Origin of the sequence: Kitasatospora sp. NPDC127067, assembly GCF_042724755.1 — a bacterium.
Taxonomy (GTDB): Bacteria; Actinomycetota; Actinomycetes; order Streptomycetales; family Streptomycetaceae; genus Kitasatospora; species Kitasatospora lactacystinica.
On record NZ_JBHXEM010000103.1, the window covers coordinates 14,335 to 32,110 of the forward strand.

19 protein-coding genes and 1 pseudogene are annotated in these 17,776 nt (G+C 75.3%); 12 read left to right on the forward strand and 8 right to left on the reverse strand.

The window, feature by feature from the left end; genetic code table 11:
- Positions 1-83: 83 nt before the first annotated feature.
- Positions 84-1,181 carry a DUF5937 family protein gene (locus ACFWJ4_RS30985; RefSeq protein WP_380549796.1) on the reverse strand — a complete coding sequence of 366 codons (1,098 nt, stop codon included), beginning with the start codon at positions 1,179-1,181 and terminating at the stop codon, positions 84-86.
- 101 nt (positions 1,182-1,282) lie between these two features.
- On the opposite strand from ACFWJ4_RS30985, the gene ACFWJ4_RS30990 reads away from it, so the two are divergent.
- From ACFWJ4_RS30990 to ACFWJ4_RS31010, 5 genes are all read left to right on the forward strand, one after another.
- Positions 1,283-2,557 carry an MFS transporter gene (locus tag ACFWJ4_RS30990; protein ID WP_380549799.1) on the forward strand — a complete coding sequence of 425 codons (1,275 nt, stop codon included), beginning with the start codon at positions 1,283-1,285 and terminating at the stop codon, positions 2,555-2,557.
- A 97-nt stretch (positions 2,558-2,654) separates the two neighbouring features.
- Positions 2,655-3,221, forward strand: coding sequence for a hypothetical protein (locus tag ACFWJ4_RS30995; RefSeq protein WP_380549802.1), 567 nt, complete (start codon positions 2,655-2,657; stop codon positions 3,219-3,221).
- 157 nt (positions 3,222-3,378) lie between these two features.
- The gene (locus tag ACFWJ4_RS31000; protein WP_380351134.1) at positions 3,379-4,182 is read left to right on the forward strand and encodes an MBL fold metallo-hydrolase; all 804 of its coding nucleotides are present in this window, start codon (positions 3,379-3,381) and stop codon (positions 4,180-4,182) included.
- A 7-nt stretch (positions 4,183-4,189) separates the two neighbouring features.
- The gene (locus ACFWJ4_RS31005; protein ID WP_359900321.1) at positions 4,190-4,621 is read left to right on the forward strand and encodes a nuclear transport factor 2 family protein; all 432 of its coding nucleotides are present in this window, start codon (positions 4,190-4,192) and stop codon (positions 4,619-4,621) included.
- A gap of 128 nt (positions 4,622-4,749) precedes the next feature.
- Complete coding sequence (locus ACFWJ4_RS31010; protein ID WP_380549805.1) at positions 4,750-6,015, forward strand: NAD(P)/FAD-dependent oxidoreductase; 1,266 nt, start codon at positions 4,750-4,752, stop codon at positions 6,013-6,015.
- 15 nt (positions 6,016-6,030) lie between these two features.
- Here the strand turns inward: ACFWJ4_RS31010 and ACFWJ4_RS31015 are convergent, their stop codons facing one another.
- Positions 6,031-7,017, reverse strand: coding sequence for a right-handed parallel beta-helix repeat-containing protein (locus ACFWJ4_RS31015; RefSeq protein WP_380549808.1), 987 nt, complete (start codon positions 7,015-7,017; stop codon positions 6,031-6,033).
- A gap of 165 nt (positions 7,018-7,182) precedes the next feature.
- Between ACFWJ4_RS31015 and ACFWJ4_RS31020 the strand changes: the two genes are divergently transcribed.
- A complete protein-coding gene (locus ACFWJ4_RS31020) occupies positions 7,183-7,599 on the forward strand; it encodes a DUF3592 domain-containing protein (protein ID WP_359900317.1) in 417 nt (138 codons plus the stop codon).
- 91 nt (positions 7,600-7,690) lie between these two features.
- Here the strand turns inward: ACFWJ4_RS31020 and ACFWJ4_RS31025 are convergent, their stop codons facing one another.
- Together ACFWJ4_RS31025 and ACFWJ4_RS31030 are read right to left on the reverse strand one after the other, a co-directional pair.
- Positions 7,691-8,371 carry a GPP34 family phosphoprotein gene (locus ACFWJ4_RS31025; protein ID WP_380549811.1) on the reverse strand — a complete coding sequence of 227 codons (681 nt, stop codon included), beginning with the start codon at positions 8,369-8,371 and terminating at the stop codon, positions 7,691-7,693.
- A gap of 53 nt (positions 8,372-8,424) precedes the next feature.
- Positions 8,425-9,405 carry a Clp protease N-terminal domain-containing protein gene (locus tag ACFWJ4_RS31030; RefSeq protein ID WP_380549814.1) on the reverse strand — a complete coding sequence of 327 codons (981 nt, stop codon included), beginning with the start codon at positions 9,403-9,405 and terminating at the stop codon, positions 8,425-8,427.
- 185 nt (positions 9,406-9,590) lie between these two features.
- On the opposite strand from ACFWJ4_RS31030, the gene ACFWJ4_RS31035 reads away from it, so the two are divergent.
- Positions 9,591-10,574, forward strand: a complete 984-nt coding sequence (locus tag ACFWJ4_RS31035; protein ID WP_380549817.1) for a S1C family serine protease — start codon at positions 9,591-9,593, stop codon at positions 10,572-10,574.
- Between the two features lie 49 nt (positions 10,575-10,623).
- Here the strand turns inward: ACFWJ4_RS31035 and ACFWJ4_RS31040 are convergent, their stop codons facing one another.
- Complete coding sequence (locus ACFWJ4_RS31040) at positions 10,624-11,220, reverse strand: GNAT family N-acetyltransferase (RefSeq protein ID WP_380549820.1); 597 nt, start codon at positions 11,218-11,220, stop codon at positions 10,624-10,626.
- Between the two features lie 306 nt (positions 11,221-11,526).
- Here ACFWJ4_RS31040 and ACFWJ4_RS31045 point away from each other — a divergent pair, with 306 nt between their 5' ends.
- Positions 11,527-11,895 carry an RNHCP domain-containing protein gene (locus ACFWJ4_RS31045; protein ID WP_380549823.1) on the forward strand — a complete coding sequence of 123 codons (369 nt, stop codon included), beginning with the start codon at positions 11,527-11,529 and terminating at the stop codon, positions 11,893-11,895.
- Between the two features lie 29 nt (positions 11,896-11,924).
- Positions 11,925-12,353: an RNHCP domain-containing protein gene (locus tag ACFWJ4_RS31050; RefSeq protein ID WP_380351121.1), complete on the forward strand. Its 429-nt coding sequence runs from the start codon at positions 11,925-11,927 to the stop codon at positions 12,351-12,353.
- A 54-nt stretch (positions 12,354-12,407) separates the two neighbouring features.
- Here ACFWJ4_RS31050 and ACFWJ4_RS31055 read toward each other — a convergent pair whose 3' ends face one another.
- Both ACFWJ4_RS31055 and ACFWJ4_RS31060 read right to left on the reverse strand, forming a co-directional pair.
- Positions 12,408-12,824 (reverse strand): hypothetical protein, encoded by a 417-nt coding sequence (locus ACFWJ4_RS31055; RefSeq protein WP_380549826.1) that lies wholly within the window; start codon positions 12,822-12,824, stop codon positions 12,408-12,410.
- A gap of 6 nt (positions 12,825-12,830) precedes the next feature.
- On the reverse strand, positions 12,831-13,379 hold the full coding sequence (locus ACFWJ4_RS31060) for a universal stress protein (RefSeq protein ID WP_359900302.1): 549 nt from the start codon (positions 13,377-13,379) through the stop codon (positions 12,831-12,833).
- 279 nt (positions 13,380-13,658) lie between these two features.
- Here ACFWJ4_RS31060 and ACFWJ4_RS31065 point away from each other — a divergent pair, with 279 nt between their 5' ends.
- The 3 genes from ACFWJ4_RS31065 to ACFWJ4_RS31075 all read left to right on the forward strand — a co-directional run bounded on the left by ACFWJ4_RS31065 (position 13,659) and on the right by ACFWJ4_RS31075 (position 16,917).
- Positions 13,659-15,449, forward strand: a complete 1,791-nt coding sequence (locus ACFWJ4_RS31065) for an oleate hydratase (RefSeq protein ID WP_380549829.1) — start codon at positions 13,659-13,661, stop codon at positions 15,447-15,449.
- A 110-nt stretch (positions 15,450-15,559) separates the two neighbouring features.
- Positions 15,560-15,907, forward strand: coding sequence for a GntR family transcriptional regulator (locus ACFWJ4_RS31070; protein WP_359900298.1), 348 nt, complete (start codon positions 15,560-15,562; stop codon positions 15,905-15,907).
- Complete coding sequence (locus ACFWJ4_RS31075) at positions 15,904-16,917, forward strand: DUF1648 domain-containing protein (RefSeq protein WP_380549832.1); 1,014 nt, start codon at positions 15,904-15,906, stop codon at positions 16,915-16,917. The genes ACFWJ4_RS31070 and ACFWJ4_RS31075 overlap by 4 nt, the downstream gene beginning before the upstream one ends.
- A 105-nt stretch (positions 16,918-17,022) precedes the next feature.
- On the opposite strand, the pseudogene ACFWJ4_RS31080 reads toward ACFWJ4_RS31075, so the two are convergent.
- A pseudogene (locus ACFWJ4_RS31080) lies at positions 17,023-17,776 on the reverse strand (hypothetical protein); the annotation flags it as partial.

The following is a 17,776-nucleotide window of genomic DNA, read 5'->3' on the forward strand; positions in this document are numbered from 1 at the left end:
AACGCGCCGGGTGCGCGGACTGTTCCCGCTCACCGCGGCGCTTCCTCGCGTCTCGGGTCCTCCTCCCACCGCGGCACCTCCGCTCACCGGAGCACCGCCTCCAGGAAGTCCGAGCCGAGCCGGGCGCTGCCCGCCAGGTCCAGCTCGTAGAGCATGTACCGCCCGCGCCGCCTGGTGGTGAGCAGCCCGGCCCTGCGCAGGACCGCCAGGTGCCGGGACACCTCGGGCGCGCTGAGCTGCCAGGCCGAGGCCAGTTCGCCGGTGGTGTGCGGGCCGCGGGCCATGGTGCGGGCGAGGCGCAGCCGCACGGGGTGGGCGAGCGCCTCCAGACGCTGCTGGACGAGGGCGAGCGAGACGGGCTCGGGCAGGCCCGCCTCGGCGACGGGGTACTGGAGGACGGGCCGCCAGCCGCGCGCGTGCACCACCAGGAGGTGCGGGCGGCCGAAGGCGGTGGGGATGAAGGTGACGCCGCCGGCGTCGGTGCCGCTGGTGGTGTTGTCCTGGAGCTTGTCGATGACGATCCGGCGCCGCCCGTCCCCGCCCTGGTCGAGGGAGACGGAGGGCGAGACGTCGGCGAGCGCCTCGGCGAGGCCGCGGCGGGCGAGCAGGTCGGCCTTGCGCCGGGCGTCGGCGGCGAGGTCGGGCAGGACGCGATGCCAGGCGTCGGCGAAGAACGCGGACCGGCAGTCCTCCAGCAACCGCCGCACCAGGCCCCGGACGGCCGGCGGGTCGGCGAGCAGCCGGTCGGCGAAGGCGGCCTGCCGGGGGCCGCGGGCGAGGGCGAGTTCCCGGGCCCGCTCGTTGGCCTCCGGGTCGGTGAGCGGGGAGCCCATCCGCCGGGTGAGCCGGGAGGAGCCGCAGGTGGTGATGAGGGCGGCGGCGACGTACAGCTCGTCGTCGATCCGGTCGACGGCGTCGAGCTCCTCGGCGAGGGTGGCGCCGGGCAGGCCGGGCACGAGGAAGTCGGCGCGCGAGGAGCGCCAGAGGAAGTCGGCCTCCAGCAGCCGCTCGGACAGCTCGGGCGGGATCACGGTGGCGGTGCAGCCGGCCCAGCCCTGCAGCGCGGGGTGGTGCGCGGGCTCGGCGAGCACGTGCAGCATGGCGTTCAGCTCGCCGAGCGGGGAGGGCGTGAAGAGCAGGCGCTCGTCGGGCAGGCCCGTGATGTCGATGGTCAAACTCACACCGGGGATCCTGCCACCCGCCGTCGACCGGGCTCCCGCGGATTGACGGGAAGCGTCAATCCGCGTGCCCCGCGGTCCGACCCGGGCGGACGGTACCGGCCATGAGCCTGATCCGGGAGAAGTCCGTCCACGACCACGCCGCCGACCGCCGCGGCGGGCCGCCCGCCCCGCCGGCCGGCCCGGGCCGCCGGAGCCCGTCCGCGCTGCTGGGCCTGCTGACCGCGGCCGGCGGGCCCCGGTACGCCGTCGCGCTGGCGGTGGACGCGGTGGGCGGCGGCCTGCTGCGGCCGTTCCTGCTGCTGTACGGCGTCGGCATGCTGCACCTGGGCGCGGGTGCGGCCGGGCTGGCGCTCTCGGCCGGGATGCTGGCGGGCCTGTTGGTGGTGCCGCTGACCGGCCGGTGGATCGACCGCGGCGCCCGGACGCTGCCCGCCGCCGCCACCCTGCTGCTGCGGGCGGCGGGCGCGCTGACGCTGCTGCTCGCGGACGGCCTGCCGGGATTCACGGCGGCGGCGGTGCTGTTCGGGGTGGGCAGCCAGTCCTGGCCGACCACCCACGCGGCGGTGGTGAGCACCCTGACCGAGGGCCGGCTGCGGGACGCCGCGCTGGCCGCCGGGCGGTCGCTGCGCAACGCCGGGATGGGTGCGGGCGCGCTGCTGGCCACGCTGGCGGTGAGCGGCGGGGCGGGCGCGATCCGGCTGCTGGCCGGGGTGACGGGCGCGGCCTGCCTGGGCGCGGCGGTCCTGGTGGGCTCGCTGCGGGTGCGGGCTCCGCGCCAGGACCGGCCTGCGGACGCGCCCGAGCGGGCGGAGCCGCTGCGCCGGATCACCCTGCTGAGCGTCGCCAACCTGCCGTACGCGTTCTGCTTCGACGTGCTGGAGGTGGCGCTGCCCGCGCTGCTGGTGCTGCGGCTGCACGCCTCGCCGGCCTGGTCCTCGGGCATCTTCGTCGGCAACACGGTGCTGGTGATCGCCCTGCAGCTGGCGCTGGTGCTGCGGCTGGCGGACCGTCCGCGGCACGTCGTGCTCGCCGCCTCGGGGGCGCTGCTGGCGGTGTCGTACCTGGGCTTCTGGGCGGTCGGTTCGCTGGGCGGCGTGCCGGGGTCGGTGGGCATCGCGGCGGTCTCGGTGCTGTACACGCTGGGCGAGATCCTCTACACCGGCTCGGGCACGGCGCTGGTGGCGTCCGTCGCCCCGCCGCACCTGCTGGGGCGGGCGCTGGCGCGCTGGGAGGTGTCGGCGGGGGTGGGCCGGGCGGCGGCCCCGGCCGTGCTGACGGCGCTGCTGGCGGGCGGTTCCGGGGCGCTGTGGGTGCCGCTGGCCGCGGCCACCGCGCTGGGGGCGCTGGCGGTGCTGCGGCTGGGTCCGGCCCACTGACCGGAGGGGGCGCCGGAGGAGGACCGGAGGAGCGCCGGAGGAGCGCCGCGCCGACGGGCCGGCGCGGGGGCAACGCCCCGGTGGGATGATCGGCTGCATGGCCCTGACCCCGCACCAGCAGCACCTCCGCGACCGGATCATGGCCGCCGGGGTGACCGACCCGCCGGAGCCGTGGCGGCCCGTCGGCCGGGGGCTGATCGCGGTCGGCGGGCTGCTCGGCATCGGCTTCGCCGTCCACCCCGAGAGCGGGCACGACCTGGTGCTGACGGTCTCGCACGGCGGCCACGGCCTGTTCGACGCGGTGACCGGCCTCAAGCTGGCCCGCGACCACGAGCCCGCCGAGGACCCGGACGGCCTGGACCTCTCCTGCCCCGGCCTCGGCCAGGTCGCGGACGTGCGCATCCCGGTGGCGGGGACGTGGGGCGGCGGGCTGCACACGGCCGCCGAGGGCGGCTGGCACATCGAGGTGGTCGCCCCGGAGTGGCCGCACCACCGGGTGCTGCTCGCCAGCGGCCGCGGGCCGTGGCAGGGTGAGCACGGCGAGAGCTGGTGGCTGGTCCTCGACTCCGACCGGTCCACCTTCCGCGCGGCCGGCTTCTCCCCGACCGGCCGGACCCTCGCGGTGGCCACCAGCAGCGACCTCACGCTCTGGAGCCGCCAGTAGGTGTTCCGGCTCCGGATGCGGACGGGCCGCGGACCGCCGATGCTGACGGCGAGGCGTGCCCGGCCCGAGGAAGGACACCGAACGTGAGCGAACGCAGTGAGCGGACCATCGAGCGCTGCGCGTTGCGCGAAGCGCCCGCCGAGCGGAGCGAGGGAGCATGAGCGCACTCGACTTCGAGATCGTCGACACCCCCGACAGCTCGCTCAACAAGACCTCCGTCCTGGTCACCGGCCCGGACGACGCCCTGCTGGTGGACGCCGGGTTCACCCGTTCGGACGGGCGCCGCCTGGTGGAACGGATCGGGGCGAGCGGCAAGCGGCTGACCACCGTCTTCGTCAGCCACGGCGACCCGGACTTCTACTTCGGCGCCCAGGAGGTCCAGGACGCCTTCCCGCAGGCCCGCTTCCTGGCCACCGCCTCCACCGTCGAGCACATCCAGGAGACGTACGAGGCCAAGCTGCGCGCCTGGGCGCACCTGGGCCCGGAGCTGCCCACCCGGCTGGTGCGGCCCGAGGTGCTGCACGGGGACGAGCTGGTCTTCGAGGGCCACCGCTTCGAGCTGCGCGGCGCCGACTTCCACCTGCCGGACCGGCACTACCTCTGGCAGCACCACCACCGCGCCGTGCTGGGCGGGGTGCTGCTGTTCGAGGGCCTGCACGTGTGGACGGCGGACACCCCGACCTCCGCCCAACGGGCCGCCTGGATCGACCTGCTGGACGGCATCGAGGCGCTCCACCCGACCTGGGTGGCGGCCGGCCACCGGGTCGCCGGCGCGCCCACCGACCTGAACGCCGTCGACCACACCCGGGCCTACCTGCGCGCCTTCGAGACCGAGATCGGCCGGGCCCCGGACGCGGCCTCCGCCAAGGAGTCGCTGGAGCGGCGCTTCCCGAAGCTGGGGCTGCGGATCGCGGTGGACATCGGCACCAAGGTCGCCATGGGCGAGATGGCCTGGGGGTGAGCGGACGATGATCGAGATCCCCCGGGACGTCTCCTCCTTCGCCGAGTCGTCCGCCCCCGCCGACGTGGTGCGCCGCCAGTACCTGGCGTCCGCCCGGGGCGACCTGGCCGCGCTGCGCGCCACCCTGGCCGACGACGTGGAGTGGACCGAGATGGCCGGCTTCCCGCTGGCCGGCACCTACCGCACCCCGAAGGGCGTCACCACCCATGTGATGGAGCGGCTGGCCGCCGAGTGGGACGACTGGACGGCCCACGACGACACCTACGTGGTGGATGGCGAGACCGTGGTGGTACTGGGCCGCTACACGGCGGTCCACAAGACCACCGGAAAACCGCTCGCGGTCCGGATCGCCCACCGCTTCACCGTGCGCGGCGGCCGGATCGTGCGCTTCGAGCAGTTCACCGACACCGCACTGGTCAGGGAGGCGATGACCGGCTGAGGCCCGCCAGGGGGGTCACATTCACTCAAACGGGCGAGCGCGGCGCGGCGCGCCAGGCGCGGTCTCGACAGACCACCCGCACGGCGGCAGGCTGACCCCGATCACGGCCGGAGAACGAGGAGTCGAGCATGGCGGGCACGGACACCGGGACCACCGGAGCGGACGGCGGGCGGCAGCGCCCGGTCGTCATCGTCGGGGCGTCCCTGGGCGGCGCGAAGGCGGCCGAGGCGCTGCGCGAGGCCGGGTACCGGGGCGGCATCGTCCTGATCGGCGACGAGCACGAGCGCCCGTACGAGCGGCCGCCGCTGTCCAAGGGCTACCTGCTGGGGAAGACGCCCCGGGAGAAGATCTACGTCCACCCTCCGCAGTGGTACGCGGAGCACGACGTCACGCTGCGCCTGGGCACGGCGGTGGCCTCGATCGATCCGGCCGGGCACACCGTGACGCTCGCCGACGACGGCCGGGTGGAGTACGCCAAGCTGCTGCTGACCACCGGCTCGGTGCCGCGCCGGCTGCCGGTGCCCGGCGCGGACCAGGACGGGGTGCTCTACCTGCGCCGGGTCGAGGACAGCGACCGGATCAAGGCGGCGCTGCGGCCGGGGGCCCGGATCGCGGTGATCGGCGCGGGCTGGATCGGGCTGGAGGTGGCGGCCGCGGCCCGGGAGGCGGGCGCCGAGGTGACGGTGCTGGAGGCGCTCGAACTGCCGCTGCTGCGGGTGCTCGGCCGGGAGGTCGCCCAGGTCTTCGCCGACCTGCACCGGGAGCACGGCGTGGACCTGCGCTTCGGCGTCAAGGTGGCCGAACTGACCGGCGAGGGCGGCACGGTGAACGGCGTACGGCTCGCGGACGGCACGACGGTGGCCGCCGACGCGGTGGTGGTCGGCATCGGCATCTCCCCCGCCACCGGCCTCGCCGAGGCGGCCGGGCTGGAGGTCGACAACGGCGTCAGGACCGACCGGCACCTGCGCACCTCCGACCCGGACGTCTACGCGGCCGGCGATGTCGCCAACGCCTACCACCCGCTGTTCGATCGGCACATCCGGGTCGAGCACTGGGCCAACGCCCTCAACCAGCCGCAGACCGCCGCCCGTGCCCTGCTCGGGCAGGAGGACGCCGTCTACGACCGCGTTCCCTACTTCTTCACGGACCAGTACGACCTCGGCGCCGAGTACGTCGGCTACGTCGAGCCGGACGGCTACGACCGGGTGGTGTTCCGCGGGGACCCGGCCACCCGCGAGTTCATCGCGTTCTGGCTGTCCGGCGGCCGGGTGCTCGCGGGGATGAACGTCAACGTCTGGGACGTCACCGACCCGATCCGCGAACTGGTGCGCTCGGGACGGGTGGTGGACACCAAGGCGCTGGCCGACCCGAACGTGCCGCTCGGGGACGTGTGACCGACCGGCCGGCGATCACCCCACCGGGACGCCGGGGTTGACCAGGCCCCGGCCCCCGGTGACGGTGTTGTCCGCGCCGATCGTGACCTTGCACGTCGCCGCGTCGTAGTCGGTCACGTCGATCGCGTACCGGTCCGGGCCGGTGGCGCCGGTGAGGTCGGAGCGGTTGCCCCGGAATACGGTGCCGCAGCCCCAGCCCGGCCGGAGGCTGTGGGTCTGGTAGCCGTCGTCGGTGGTGCGCCGGCCGGTGTTGTTCTCGATGACGTAGTCGTTGCCCTTCACGTCGACCCAGGAGTCGTCGGAGTTGCGCCCGGTGAGGCCGTCGCCGTCGAAGGTGTTGCCGGAGACCAGGCCGCCGGTGGTGCCCTCCTTGAGGTCGACGTTCTCGCCGCCGATGTTCGGGCCGAAGGTGTTGCCGGTGATCCGCACGTGGTCGCTGCGGTCGGTCAGGGTGTTGGCGGTGCCGACGTAGACGCCCTCGCCCATGCCGTCCCGGCCGAGGCCGGTGTCGTGGATGCGCGAGTTGCGCAGCGTGCCGTAGGCGCTGGAGTTGCGGAAGTGCACGCCCTCCATGGTGGTGTGGTGGACCGTCACGTCGTCGAGGACCACGTGGTCCGCGGAGTCGGCCATGATGCCCTTCTGGGCGCCGGTGACGGTCAGCCCCTGGACGGTCCAGTAGCTCGCGCCGTCGAGGTGGAGGCCGTAGCCGCCGCCGGTGGGGGTGGTGAGGACGGCCTTCGCCGAGCCGGTGAGGGTGATCGGGGCGGCGGCGGTGCCGGAGGCGGTGGCCTTGAAGTTGCCGGAGTAGGTGCCGTCGGCGAGCTGGATGGTCCGGCCGGGTACGGCGGCGGCGAGCGCGCTCTGGAGCTGCTTGGCGGTGCCGACCTTGACGACGGCCGCGACGGCCGCGGGGGCGGCCGGGTGGGCGGCCACGGCCGCGGGGGCGGCGCAGCCGAGGGTGAGGACGGTGAGCGCGGCGAGGACGGCGGGGCTCTTGGTCACGGACGGTGCTCCTTGCGGTGGTCGGGGCCGGGCGGGGCGGCGGGCGGCCCGGTGGTGGCAGGAACATGCCGTCGCTCAGCGTGGACTGGACCATTCCGGGACGTCAAGAGCGCCCCGGCAGCGTGATACTGGAGCCCTGGGGGAGTCTCGGACAGGGAGGCGGCGGTGGGCGGAACGGCCGGGTTCGCCGTGGTGGTGTTCGGTGCGCTGGGCGGCGTGGTCGCCTACCTCGCCGGGGTGGTCGGCCTGCGCGAACTGCGGCGGCTGCGCCGGGTCGGCGTTCCGGTGCGGGCGCTGGTGCGCGAACGCGCCCCGGCACCGGAGGACCGCACGCTGCCGCCGCGGCCGCTGCTCCAGTTCGAGACCGAGGACGGCCGGGTGGTCGAGGTCTTCTCCCCCGTCCCCTCCACCGCCCGCCACCCGCTGCCGGACGGCGGCTTCGTCCCGGTCCGCTACGACCCGGCGGACCCGCGGCAGGTGCTGGTGGACGGGCGGGAGCGGGCCGGGCTGGAGTACGGGTTCCTCGCGCTCGGGGTGCTGGTGGTGCTCGGCTCGATCACCCTCGGCGCCGCGGTGCTCTGAACGGTCCGAACGGGGCGGCGCACACGGGCGGGCGGGCCGCGCACGGGCGGGCGGGCCGCGCACGGCTCCGCGGGCAGCCCGCCCGGCGTGCTCAGACGGTGGCGGCGGTGGTCGCCGCCACGGTGGCCGCGATGGAGACGGCGGCCATGGTGAGCTGCACGGCCCGGATCGCCTCGCGGACGGACTCGGCCGCCCCGTCACCGGCGGCGATCTCGGCGAAGCGCGGCTCGACCTGCTTGCGGGGCAGCTCGGGGAAGGCCAGCCGGTGCAGCCGGGAGCCGTGCAGCAGGGCCACCAGGGCGGCGGTGCGCAGGTCCGGTTCGGCGCCGTTCAGCACGGCCGCGGCCAGCCGCCCGCGCAGCTCCCGCTCCACGCTGCCGTCCGCCTCCGGGTAGCGGCGGACCGGGAAGAGGCCCAGCGCCCGGCGCCGCTCCTCGACCACCAGGCCGCGCTCGCACAGCCGCCCGACCGTGTCGGCGACCGCCGTGGACCGGTCCTTGGTCAGCCAGTCGCCCGCCTTGGCCCTGCCGGAGCGGCGGCCGGCGGCCCACGCGTCGAGCCTGGCCAGCCGGCCGTCCACCAGGGGCTCCCCGGTCGGGGTCCGGTCGGTGACGGTGAGCCGGCCGTCCTCGATCGTGACCCGCCCGGCCAGCACCAGCTCGGCCAGGATGCCGCCCGCGGCGGCCCAGGCGGCGGTGGGGGCGTCCTTCGCCACGCCGGACTCGTCGTCCAGCGACAGCAGCATCAGCTCCTCGGCGAGGGTGACGTGCATCGGGTGTCCCTTCCTCTCTTCTCCGTGTCGCGGTTCACCGACCCGCCGGCGGCTCAGCCGCGCAGGGCTTCGACCAGACGCCGGGCCCGGGTGTCCTCCTCCAGCAACGCCCGGACCAGCCGATCGGTGCCCTGACCTGCGATCTCGGTCAGGTAGGCCTCGACCGCGCGCGGGTCGGCGGGCAGCGTCACCCCACCGGAGTCGAGCGCGGCGTGCGCCCGGGCGTAGTCGAGGCCGAGCCCGGCGAGCAGCTCGCCGGCGCCGTCCTCCGCCGCCAACCCCGGCTCGTGGCGGGCCACTTCGTGCACGGCCAGCAGCGCGAGCAGGACGTGCTCGGTGCCGGGCGTCCGGCGGCCGAGGCGCTCGGCCTGGGCGTCGGCCTCCGGCCGGATCCAGGCCGCCGGGCCGGACGGGCCCGGCTGCAGCAGGCGCTTCCAGCGCGGGGCCCGGTGGCCGCGGCGGGCCAGCAGCGTCTCCCGGGTGGGGTGGAGCAGCGGGTCGAGGTCACCGCCGCGGCGCACGGCACCGTCGAGGCGGTCCAGGACGGCCTGCGGCGCGACGCCGGCCGCGCGCAGCAGCTCGGCGGCGCGGGTCCGGTCGCCGGGCCCGGCGTTCGCGCCATTCCCGTCGCCGTGCCCGTCGCGCCCGGCGCCGTTCCCGGCGTTCCCGTCGGCGAGCAGGGCGCGCAGCAGGTGTGCGGCCGTGCAGGCGGGTTCGCCGTCCCGGCGGGCGTGCTCCGTCGCCACGGCGAGTGCCCGGGCGGCGGCCCCGCTCAGCGGCCGGCCGGCCGCCCCGACGGCGCCGGGCGCCTCCCGGTCGGGCACGGCGGCGGGCCCGTCGTCGGCCGTCCAGCGCCCCTCCCGCTCCCGGACCAGGGCGCGCAGGGTGTCCGCCCCCGCCCCGGCCGCGGCGAGGGCCGCACCGGCGGGGCCCGTCTCCCCGGCCACGGCGACCAGGAGGTGCTCCGTCCCCAGCGGCCCGTCCCCCGGCCCGCCGAGCGCGTGCCAGTCCGGCTCCAGCATGGTCGTGTCCATCGGCCCCTCCCACGACTACGGCTTTACTCGAACTATATTCCCGCTTTTCCTTCTCTTGGGAATTTCCCGCACGTCAAGAACGCGTCAGGACGGCACCTGCGCAAGAACGCGGAAGACCGGGCGCCCCGGCGTTGTTGCCACCTGGTGCCATCGTGAGAACCACGCCCGCGAGAGGGGTGAGCACCATGGCCGACACGCTCCCCGGACCGAGCCCGGTCCCCGAGGCACAGGCCCCGCTGGACGCCTACTCCCTGATCGTCACCACCGTGGCCGCCACGCTGACCCCGCGGGTCGCCGCGCTGCAGGTCCCCCGGCGCGGCCGGGGCGGCTGGTTCAGCACGGCGCTTGGCTCGGCCGTGGTCTTCACCGAGGACGGGTTCCTGCTCACCAACGCCCACGTCGTCGGCCACGCCGACGCCGGCACGCTCGCCTTCGCCGACGGCACCACCGCCCCGTTCCACACCATCGGCGCCGACCCGCTCTCCGACCTCGCCGTGCTGCGCGCCGACGGGCCGACCCCGAAGCCGGTGGCACTCGGCGAAGCGACCGGCCTGCGGGTCGGACAGCTGGTCGTCGCCGTCGGCAACCCGCTGGGGCTGGCCGGGACGGTCACGGCGGGCGTGGTCAGCGCGCTCGGCCGCTCGATCCCGGCCCGCTCCGGCAGCACCGCGCGGGTGATCGACAACGTGATCCAGACCGACGCCGCACTCAACCCGGGCAACTCCGGCGGCGCGCTGGCCACCGCGAACGGCGAGGTCGTCGGCATCACCACGGCGGTGGCCGGGAACGGGCTCGGCCTGGCCGTCCCGATCAACGCCACCAGCCGCCGGATCGTCGCCGCCCTGCTCGCCGACGGCCGGATCCGCCGCGCCTACCTCGGCCTCGCCGGAGTGCCCGCGCCCCTGTCGCCCGCCCTGCGCCACCGCACCGGGCAGCCCACCGGCCTGCGGATCGTCGAGGTGGTGCCCGGCGCGCCCGCCGACCGCGCCGGGCTGCACGAGGGCGACCTGCTGCTCACCGCCGCCGACGAGCCGATGGGCAGCGCCCAGGCCCTCCAGCGCCTGATGCTGGCCGACGCGATCGGCCGCCCGCTGCCGCTGACCGTCCTGCGCGGCGAGGCCCTGGTCGACGTGCTCGCCGTCCCGACGGAGCTGCCCGTCGACGACTGACCGCGGCCCCGGACCCGAGCCGATGCCGGGGGCCCGGCGGCAGTCGGCACTACGCTCGGGCCGCACGCCGCATCACCCAGAGCGCCGGCCCGCCCTCCGACAGCCGGACCTCCTCCAGCACCTCGAAGCCGAAGTGTCCGTAGACCGCCAGGTTCTCCTCCTTGGAGGACTCCAGGTAGACGGGCAGCCCGTCCGCGTCGGCCTTGGCCAGTCCGGAGCGCAGCAGGGCGCCGCCCTGCCCCCGGCCCCGGGCGACCGGGTCGGCGCCGATGACCGCCAGGTACCAGTAGGGCTCCTGCGGCATGTTGGCGGCGGCCGCCCCGACGGAGCGCCGGAACGGCTCGGCCCGGTCGCCGAGGAGCCCCGCCAGCTCCCGGAGCGTCTCCTCGTCCGGGACCGCCTTGTCCTGCGCCCGCGGCGGCATCCAGAACGCGGCCGCGTCCGCGGTCCGCTCGCACACGCCGTGCCGGCCGTACTGCCGGGTGAACAGCGTGGTGAAGTAACCACCCAGCCCCGCCTGCCGGGTGGCCCGGTCGGGGAAGAACCAGCACATCACCGGGTCGTCGGCGAAGGCCAGGGCCAGTAATCGGCTGACGGCCGAAGCGTCGTCGGGGGTCGCCGGCCGCGGCACGTTGGTCATCTGCATACGGACATCGTGCGCGCCCTTATCCCCGTCGTGGCGGCGAGGGTCGGTGGCACGGAAATCCGTTGGCGCGGAAATCCGTTGGCACGGAAATCCGTTGGCGCCCGTGCGACCGGTGTGGTTACGCTGACGCCGTTCCGTACCGATCGACCCGGGCCACCGCCCGACCGGAGAGGGTGTCTTGATGTCCCGCCTCGCGCCGAGTGCGCCTCGCCACGCCGGCTGACGACCACCGCCCGACGAACCGTCGAGGCCACTCGGCCTGCTCTTGCTGCCATCGCAGAAACCCCTCAGCAAGGAGCACCCCGGGTGTCCAGCACCTCCAGCACGCCTCCCGTTCTGAAGACCTCCACCTTCGCCTGCACCTGGTGCGGTCTGACCGTCTCCACCTGTGCCGCCGACGGCACACGGCGCAACCACTGCCCGTCCTGCCTGCATTCACGGCACGTCCTCGACCACGTCGAGGGCGGTCCCAGTGAGTGCCTGGGCCGGATGTCGCCGATCGCCATCGCCGTGCTGCGCACCGGGGACTGGACGGTCGTCCACCGGTGCGTGCGCTGCGACGAGCTGACGTCCACGCCCGTCCGCACGGACGACAACCAGCTCGTCCTGATGCGGATGGCCGTCCGGCCGCTCGCCCAACCGCCGTTCCCGCTCGAAGCGTTCGGCACCCTCTGAACCGCGCGGAGAGGAGGGAGCAGCGAACCGTGCCACGACACAAGAACACCGGCGGCCGGGGCCGGCGGGAACGCCGCCCGCAACGGTACAAGGACGTCCTGCACGGACGGGGCGGCCACCGGGCGCACGCCTTCCGCTGCGTGGACTGCCGGTTGGACGTCCCGGTGGACGCCCCCGGCAGCGCCCACCGCAACCACTGCCCGAACTGCCTGGCCAGCCGTCATGTCGACGGCCGGACACCGGGTGACCGGGCGGCCGACTGCGGCGGCCGGATGACCGCGCTGAGCCTGTCGGTCCGCGCCGACGGCGAGTGGATGATCATCCACCAGTGCCTGTCCTGCGGCGAGTTGAGCGCCAATCGGATCGCCGGGGACGACAACGCCCTGACCCTGGTCCGGCTCGCCCTCAGGCCCCTGCGGGACACCACCCTGGCCCACCGCACCCTGCTCACCCTGTAGGCGCGCGCCCCGCGACGGTCCGTCCGAACGGGCGGACCGTCCGTGGGCGGCGCCTCAGCGCGGGCCGTCGGGGCGCGGCGGGAACGCCCGTACGGTGCGGCGCGGGAGGGCCGCGGACAGCGCCGCCAGCAGCGCGGCGGCGGTGAACAGCGCGTAGTGCCCGACCTCCGGCCCGGGGCCCGCCCAGCCGAGTTCGCCGTGGCGGTGTTCGGAGAAGGCGTTGTGGCAGAGCCAGGCGGCCAGGCCGATCAGCGGTGCGTCCACCGGCCGGGAGCGGCGGCCGACCAGGGCGCACAGCGCCAGGTGGGCGAGGTACGGCAGCGGGCCGGCGTGCAGTTCACCGACGGCGCCGAGGGCGAGCGCCAGAGCGCCGCCGGCGAGCAGCGCGACGGCGCCGGAGGTGCCGTCCGGGAACCGGTCGAGCACCGGGCGGTAGCGCCGCCCGCCGGGCCGGGCCGAGTACATCCGCACCGCGGACTACCGCTGCATCGAGGCGAGTTCGCGCTCGGTGGCGACCGGCAGGTGCCATCGGGTGCGCCGGTGCAGGGCCTCCAGGTCGTGCAGCAGCTCGGGCACCGGGACGGTCAGCACCGGGCAGCCCGCCCGCCGGGCGCAGTGGCCGGGCACCGATCGCCGCAGCCGGCGGTGCAGCGGGCCGCCGCTGCGCCCGAGGACCAGCAGGTCGTCCGGCCGGTCGGCGATGTGCAGCAGGGCCGGTCCGGTCTCGCCGCGGACCACGACCGGGCTCAGCGGCACGCCGGGGTCGGCGCCGCCGAAGGCCTCGTCGAGGGCGTCCCGCAGCCGCCGTTCGGCGGCCTCCCGGACGGCGGCGAGCAGCGGCGGGCAGGGCGAGCGCCGGTAGCCGTGTTCGCCGCCGGGCGGCTCCCAGGCGAGCACCGGCACCAGGACGGCGCCGCGGTCGCGGGCCTCGGCGACGCCGCGGTGCAGGGCGGCCAGGCTTCCCAGCGACCCGCTGACCCCGACCACCACCCTGGGGGCGGCCTTCGAACTCCCGTTGCCGTGCATGATCCGTCCTCGTGTGGTCGTGTTCGCCGTCGTCCTCCACCCAACCGCCGCGACGGGGCTGACCTGCTCTCCTTGACGGCTTCCTGACGTTCCGGCCGGTGTTCCCAACGCGCTCCATACGCGGCCCGCCGGGTGTCCGGACCGTCCGGGCCGTCCGGGCCTCACCCGTTCGGCCTACTCAACAGGCGAGGGCCACCGCCGGATGGGTGGATGGAGACGGCCCGCCGGGATGCGGCATGCCCGACGGGCGGTTCTGTCGAACGTTCCAGGGAGCAGGGCTTGTACTACAGCAGCGGCAACTACGAGGCGTTCGCCCGGCCGAGGAAGCCCGAGGGGGCCGAGCACAAGCGGGCGTGGTTCGTGGGGTCGGGGCTCGCGGCGCTGGCCGGGGCGGCCTTCCTGGTCCGGGACGGGCAGGTGCCCGGCGAGCGGATCACGATCCTGGAGCGGCTCAAGCTGGCCGGCGGCGCGCTGGACGGGATCGAGGTGCCCGAGAAGGGCTTCGTGGTCCGCGGCGGGCGCGAGCTGGAGGACCACATGGAGTGCCTGTGGGACCTCTTCCGCTCGGTGCCCTCGCTGGAGATCGAGGGCGCGTCCGTGCTGGACGAGTTCTACTGGCTCAACAAGGACGACCCGAACTTCTCCCTCCAGCGGGTCACCGAGCGCCGCGGCCAGGACGCCCGCACCGACGGCCTGTTCGCACTCGACGACAAGGCCCAGAAGGACCTGGTCCGGGTCTTCCTCGCGACTCGCGAGGAGCTGGAGGGCAAGCGGATCGACGAGGTCTTCTCCCGGCACTTCCTGGACAGCAACTTCTGGCTGTACTGGCGGACCATGTTCGCCTTCGAGGAGTGGCACGGCGCCCTGGAGATGAAGCTCTACCTGCACCGCTTCATCCACCACATCGGCGGCCTGCCGGACCTGTCCGCGCTGAAGTTCACCAAGTACAACCAGTACGAGTCGATGGTCCTGCCGCTGACCCACTGGCTGATGGACCAGGGCGTCCGGTTCCGCTACGAGGTCGAGGTCACCGACATCGACTTCGACGTCTCCCCCGCCACCCGGGACGCCCCCGGCCGCAAGCAGGCCACCCGGATCCACTGGCGGGAGGCCGGCCGGGAGGGCGGGGTGGACCTCGGCCCGGACGACCTGGTGTTCACCACCGTCGGCTCGCTCACCGAGAACTCCGACGACGGCGACCAGCACACCCCGGCCCGGCTGGACGAGGGCCCGGCCCCGGCCTGGGACCTGTGGCGCCGGATCGCCGCCAAGGACCCGGCCTTCGGCCGCCCCGAAGTGTTCTGCGGCAACATCGCCGAGAGCAAGTGGGAGTCGGCGACCGTCACCACCCTGGACCCGCGCATCCCGCACTACATCCAGAAGGTCGCCAAGCGCGACCCGTTCAGCGGCGGCGTGGTCACCGGCGGCATCGTGACCGCCCGGGACTCCTCCTGGCTGCTGAGCTGGACGGTCAACCGCCAGCCGCACTTCAAGCAGCAGCCCGCCGACCGGATCGTGGTCTGGGTCTACTCGCTGTTCGTCGACCGCCCGGGCGACTTCGTGCGCAAGCCCATGCAGGCGTGCACCGGCGAGGAGATCACCCAGGAGTGGCTGTACCACCTGGGCGTGCCGGTCGGCGAGATCCCCGACCTGGCCGCGAACGCCGCCCGCTGCGTGCCGGTGATGATGCCGTACGTGACGTCCTTCTTCCTGCCCCGGCACGCGGGCGACCGGCCGGACGTGGTGCCCGAGGGCGCCGTCAACTTCGCCTTCATCGGCCAGTTCGCGGAGACCACCCGGGACTGCGTCTTCACCACCGAGTACTCGGTGCGCACCGGCATGGAGGCCGTCTACCGACTGCTCGACGTCGAGCGCGGCGTGCCCGAGGTGTTCAACTCCACCTACGACGTGCGCAAGCTGCTCGCCGCCACCACCCGGCTCCGCGACGGCGCCGAACTCGACCTGCCCGGGCCGGAGTTCCTGCGCAAGCGGCTGCTGCGGCGACTGGAGGCCACCGAGATCGGCGAGCTGATGCAGGAGTTCGGCCTGATCGAGGACGAGCGGAGGTAGCCGACGAGCGGAGGTGGCCGCGGGCGGGGAGCACCGCCCCGAGGCCAGTGGCAGTGGCAGTGGCAGTGGCAGTGGCACAAGACATGGATGGTGCTATCGTCAGTAGCACTATGTTGCTGAAGCTGGACATCGGGGACACCCGACCGCTGCACGAACAGGTCGCCGGCGCGATCAGACGGGCCGTCGCCGAGGGCGAGTGCGCCCCCGGGGACAAGCTGCCCCCGGCCCGGGAGCTCTCCCGGGCGCTGGGGGTGAACACCAACACCGTCCTGCGCGGGCTGCGGACGCTGCGCGACGAGGGGGTGCTGGAGTTCCGCCGGGGCCGCGGCATCACGATCGCGACCGGCGCCGACACCCGCTCCGAACTGGTGGACCGCGTACGGCAGTTGGTCGAGGACGCGGCCCGGTTCGGCTACAGCAGGAACGATCTCGTGGACATGATCAGGGGGATGTCGTGACGGACGACGGCACAACGAAGGAAGCGACCACGGCGGAACGACCGGCGGCTCGCGGTGCCCTCTGGGCCGCGGCGGCCTGGTCCGTCGGCGTGCTGGCGCTGCTGATCGCCCTGCCGCTGGTGGCGCGCCACCGGCTGCCGGACCCGCTGGCCACCCACTGGGGCGGGCGGGAGCCGAACGGCTCGATGTCGCTGACGGCGGCCACGCTGTTCCCCGCCGCGTTCTGGGCGGTCCTGGTGCTCACCTCGGTGGCCGTGCGGCGGTACTGGGCCGACCGGTCGCCCGGGGCGGCGGCGGCCACGCTGGCGGCCGGCGGGGTGCTGCTGACGGGGGCGCAGACCTCGATCGTGCACGCCAACCTCGACCGCGCCCGCTGGCAGGACGCCGCACCGATGGGCGTCGAGGTGGTCCTGATCCTGCTGGCCACCGGCCTCGCCGGGCTGCTGGCCCTGCTGGCCGGCCGCCGCTTCGGCGGCCGGCCCGAGCGGCTCCCGGCGGCCGGGGCGGATCCGCTGGAGATGCCCGCGGGCGAGCGGTTCGTCTGGCTCTCCCGGGCCGCCAACCCGTGGCTGCAGCTGGCCGCCGCGGTGTTCGCGCTGGTGACCGTGGCGGGAGTGCTGGCCGCCGCGAGCGGGGTCGCCGAGCCGGACTGGGCGCTGGTGGTGCCGTTCGCCGTCGTCTCCCTCGCGTGCCTCGCCTGCTCCTCGGTGCGGGCGCGGGTGACCGCCGGCGGCCTGACCGTCGGATTCGGCCCGTTCGGCCGACCCGTGCGCCACTGGTCCCCCGCCGAGCTCGAATCCGCCCGCGCCGAGCAGCGCACCGCCGCGCAGGCGGGCGGCTGGGGCTACCGGATGAACCGGCTCGGCACCACCGTGATGCTGCGCGGGGGCGTCTGCCTGGTGGTCCGCACCCGTCAGGGCACGGACTTCGCGGTCAGCGTCGACGACGCCGAGCGCGGGGCGGCCCTGCTCAACGCGCTGATCGCGCGCGCCGGGCAGCCGGCCGGCTGAACCGGTTCGGCGGAGGCGAAGGGGCGGTTCGGCCACCACGGCCGGACCGCCCCACCGCTTCCACTGCTCGCACCGCTCGCACGGCCTGCACCGCTTCCGCCGCCGTCAGGACTCCCCCGCGCGCAGTTCGGTGGCGATCTGACGGCGTCCCGCGACCAGCGTCTCCAGCACCACCCCGAGGCAGGCCACGAGCGCCAGTCCCGCCGTGGGCAGCAGCACCGGCAGCACCGCCGGGCCCAGGCCGTCGCCGGCCTCGGCGCCGATCAGGGTGGAGAGGTCGAAGGCCGGCCCGAGCAGGACCGCCGCCACCGCCGCGACCACCGCACCGCCGACGGCCGCCGCCAGCGTCCGCGGCAGCGCCTCGGCGACGATCAGCGCCAGCCCCTGACGGGGTCGCAGGCCCATGGTGCGCAGCCGGGCGAGCACCGCCGTCCGGTCGGGCGCGGCGCGCAGCAGCGTCAGCAGGACCGCGAGGACGGCGAATCCGGCACTGGCGGGCGCCGCGTACCAGAACAGCCGCCCGGCGGCCTGCTGCAGCGGGTCGTCGGCGAGCTGCGCGGCGTACTCGCGGCTGCTGCCCACCGCGTAGGCGGGCGGCAGCCCGTGGTCGCCCTTGCCGTCCGCCGCGGCGTTCTCCGAGATGAGCCTGGCGAGGCCGGTCGGCTCGACCAGGCCGCGTTCCAGGAGGAGCGACCTGATCCGCCCGGGGTCGAGGCCGTCGCCCACGGCCAGCCACCCGGTCCACCGGCCGAGCTCCGGCAGGCGTTCCACCGCCGGACCGCTGGGCACCACGACGAAGGGCAGGGCCGGCTCCGGCAGCGCCGGGGTCGCGGTGACGATCCCGGCGACGGTGGTGCGC

Bases quoted from the DNA above. Each gene is read 5' to 3' on its own strand.
- ACFWJ4_RS30990 (WP_380549799.1), top strand. From the start codon at position 1,283: ATGAGCCTGATCCGGGAGAAGTCCGTCCACGACCACGCCGCCGACCGC.
- ACFWJ4_RS30995 (WP_380549802.1), top strand. From the start codon at position 2,655: ATGGCCCTGACCCCGCACCAGCAGCACCTCCGCGACCGGATCATGGCC.
- ACFWJ4_RS31000 (WP_380351134.1), top strand. From the start codon at position 3,379: ATGAGCGCACTCGACTTCGAGATCGTCGACACCCCCGACAGCTCGCTC.
- ACFWJ4_RS31005 (WP_359900321.1), top strand. From the start codon at position 4,190: ATGATCGAGATCCCCCGGGACGTCTCCTCCTTCGCCGAGTCGTCCGCC.
- ACFWJ4_RS31010 (WP_380549805.1), top strand. From the start codon at position 4,750: ATGGCGGGCACGGACACCGGGACCACCGGAGCGGACGGCGGGCGGCAG.
- ACFWJ4_RS31025 (WP_380549811.1), bottom strand. From the start codon at position 8,371: ATGCACGTCACCCTCGCCGAGGAGCTGATGCTGCTGTCGCTGGACGAC.
- ACFWJ4_RS31030 (WP_380549814.1), bottom strand. From the start codon at position 9,405: ATGGACACGACCATGCTGGAGCCGGACTGGCACGCGCTCGGCGGGCCG.
- ACFWJ4_RS31035 (WP_380549817.1), top strand. From the start codon at position 9,591: ATGGCCGACACGCTCCCCGGACCGAGCCCGGTCCCCGAGGCACAGGCC.
- ACFWJ4_RS31040 (WP_380549820.1), bottom strand. From the start codon at position 11,220: ATGCAGATGACCAACGTGCCGCGGCCGGCGACCCCCGACGACGCTTCG.
- ACFWJ4_RS31060 (WP_359900302.1), bottom strand. From the start codon at position 13,379: ATGCACGGCAACGGGAGTTCGAAGGCCGCCCCCAGGGTGGTGGTCGGG.
- ACFWJ4_RS31070 (WP_359900298.1), top strand. From the start codon at position 15,560: ATGTTGCTGAAGCTGGACATCGGGGACACCCGACCGCTGCACGAACAG.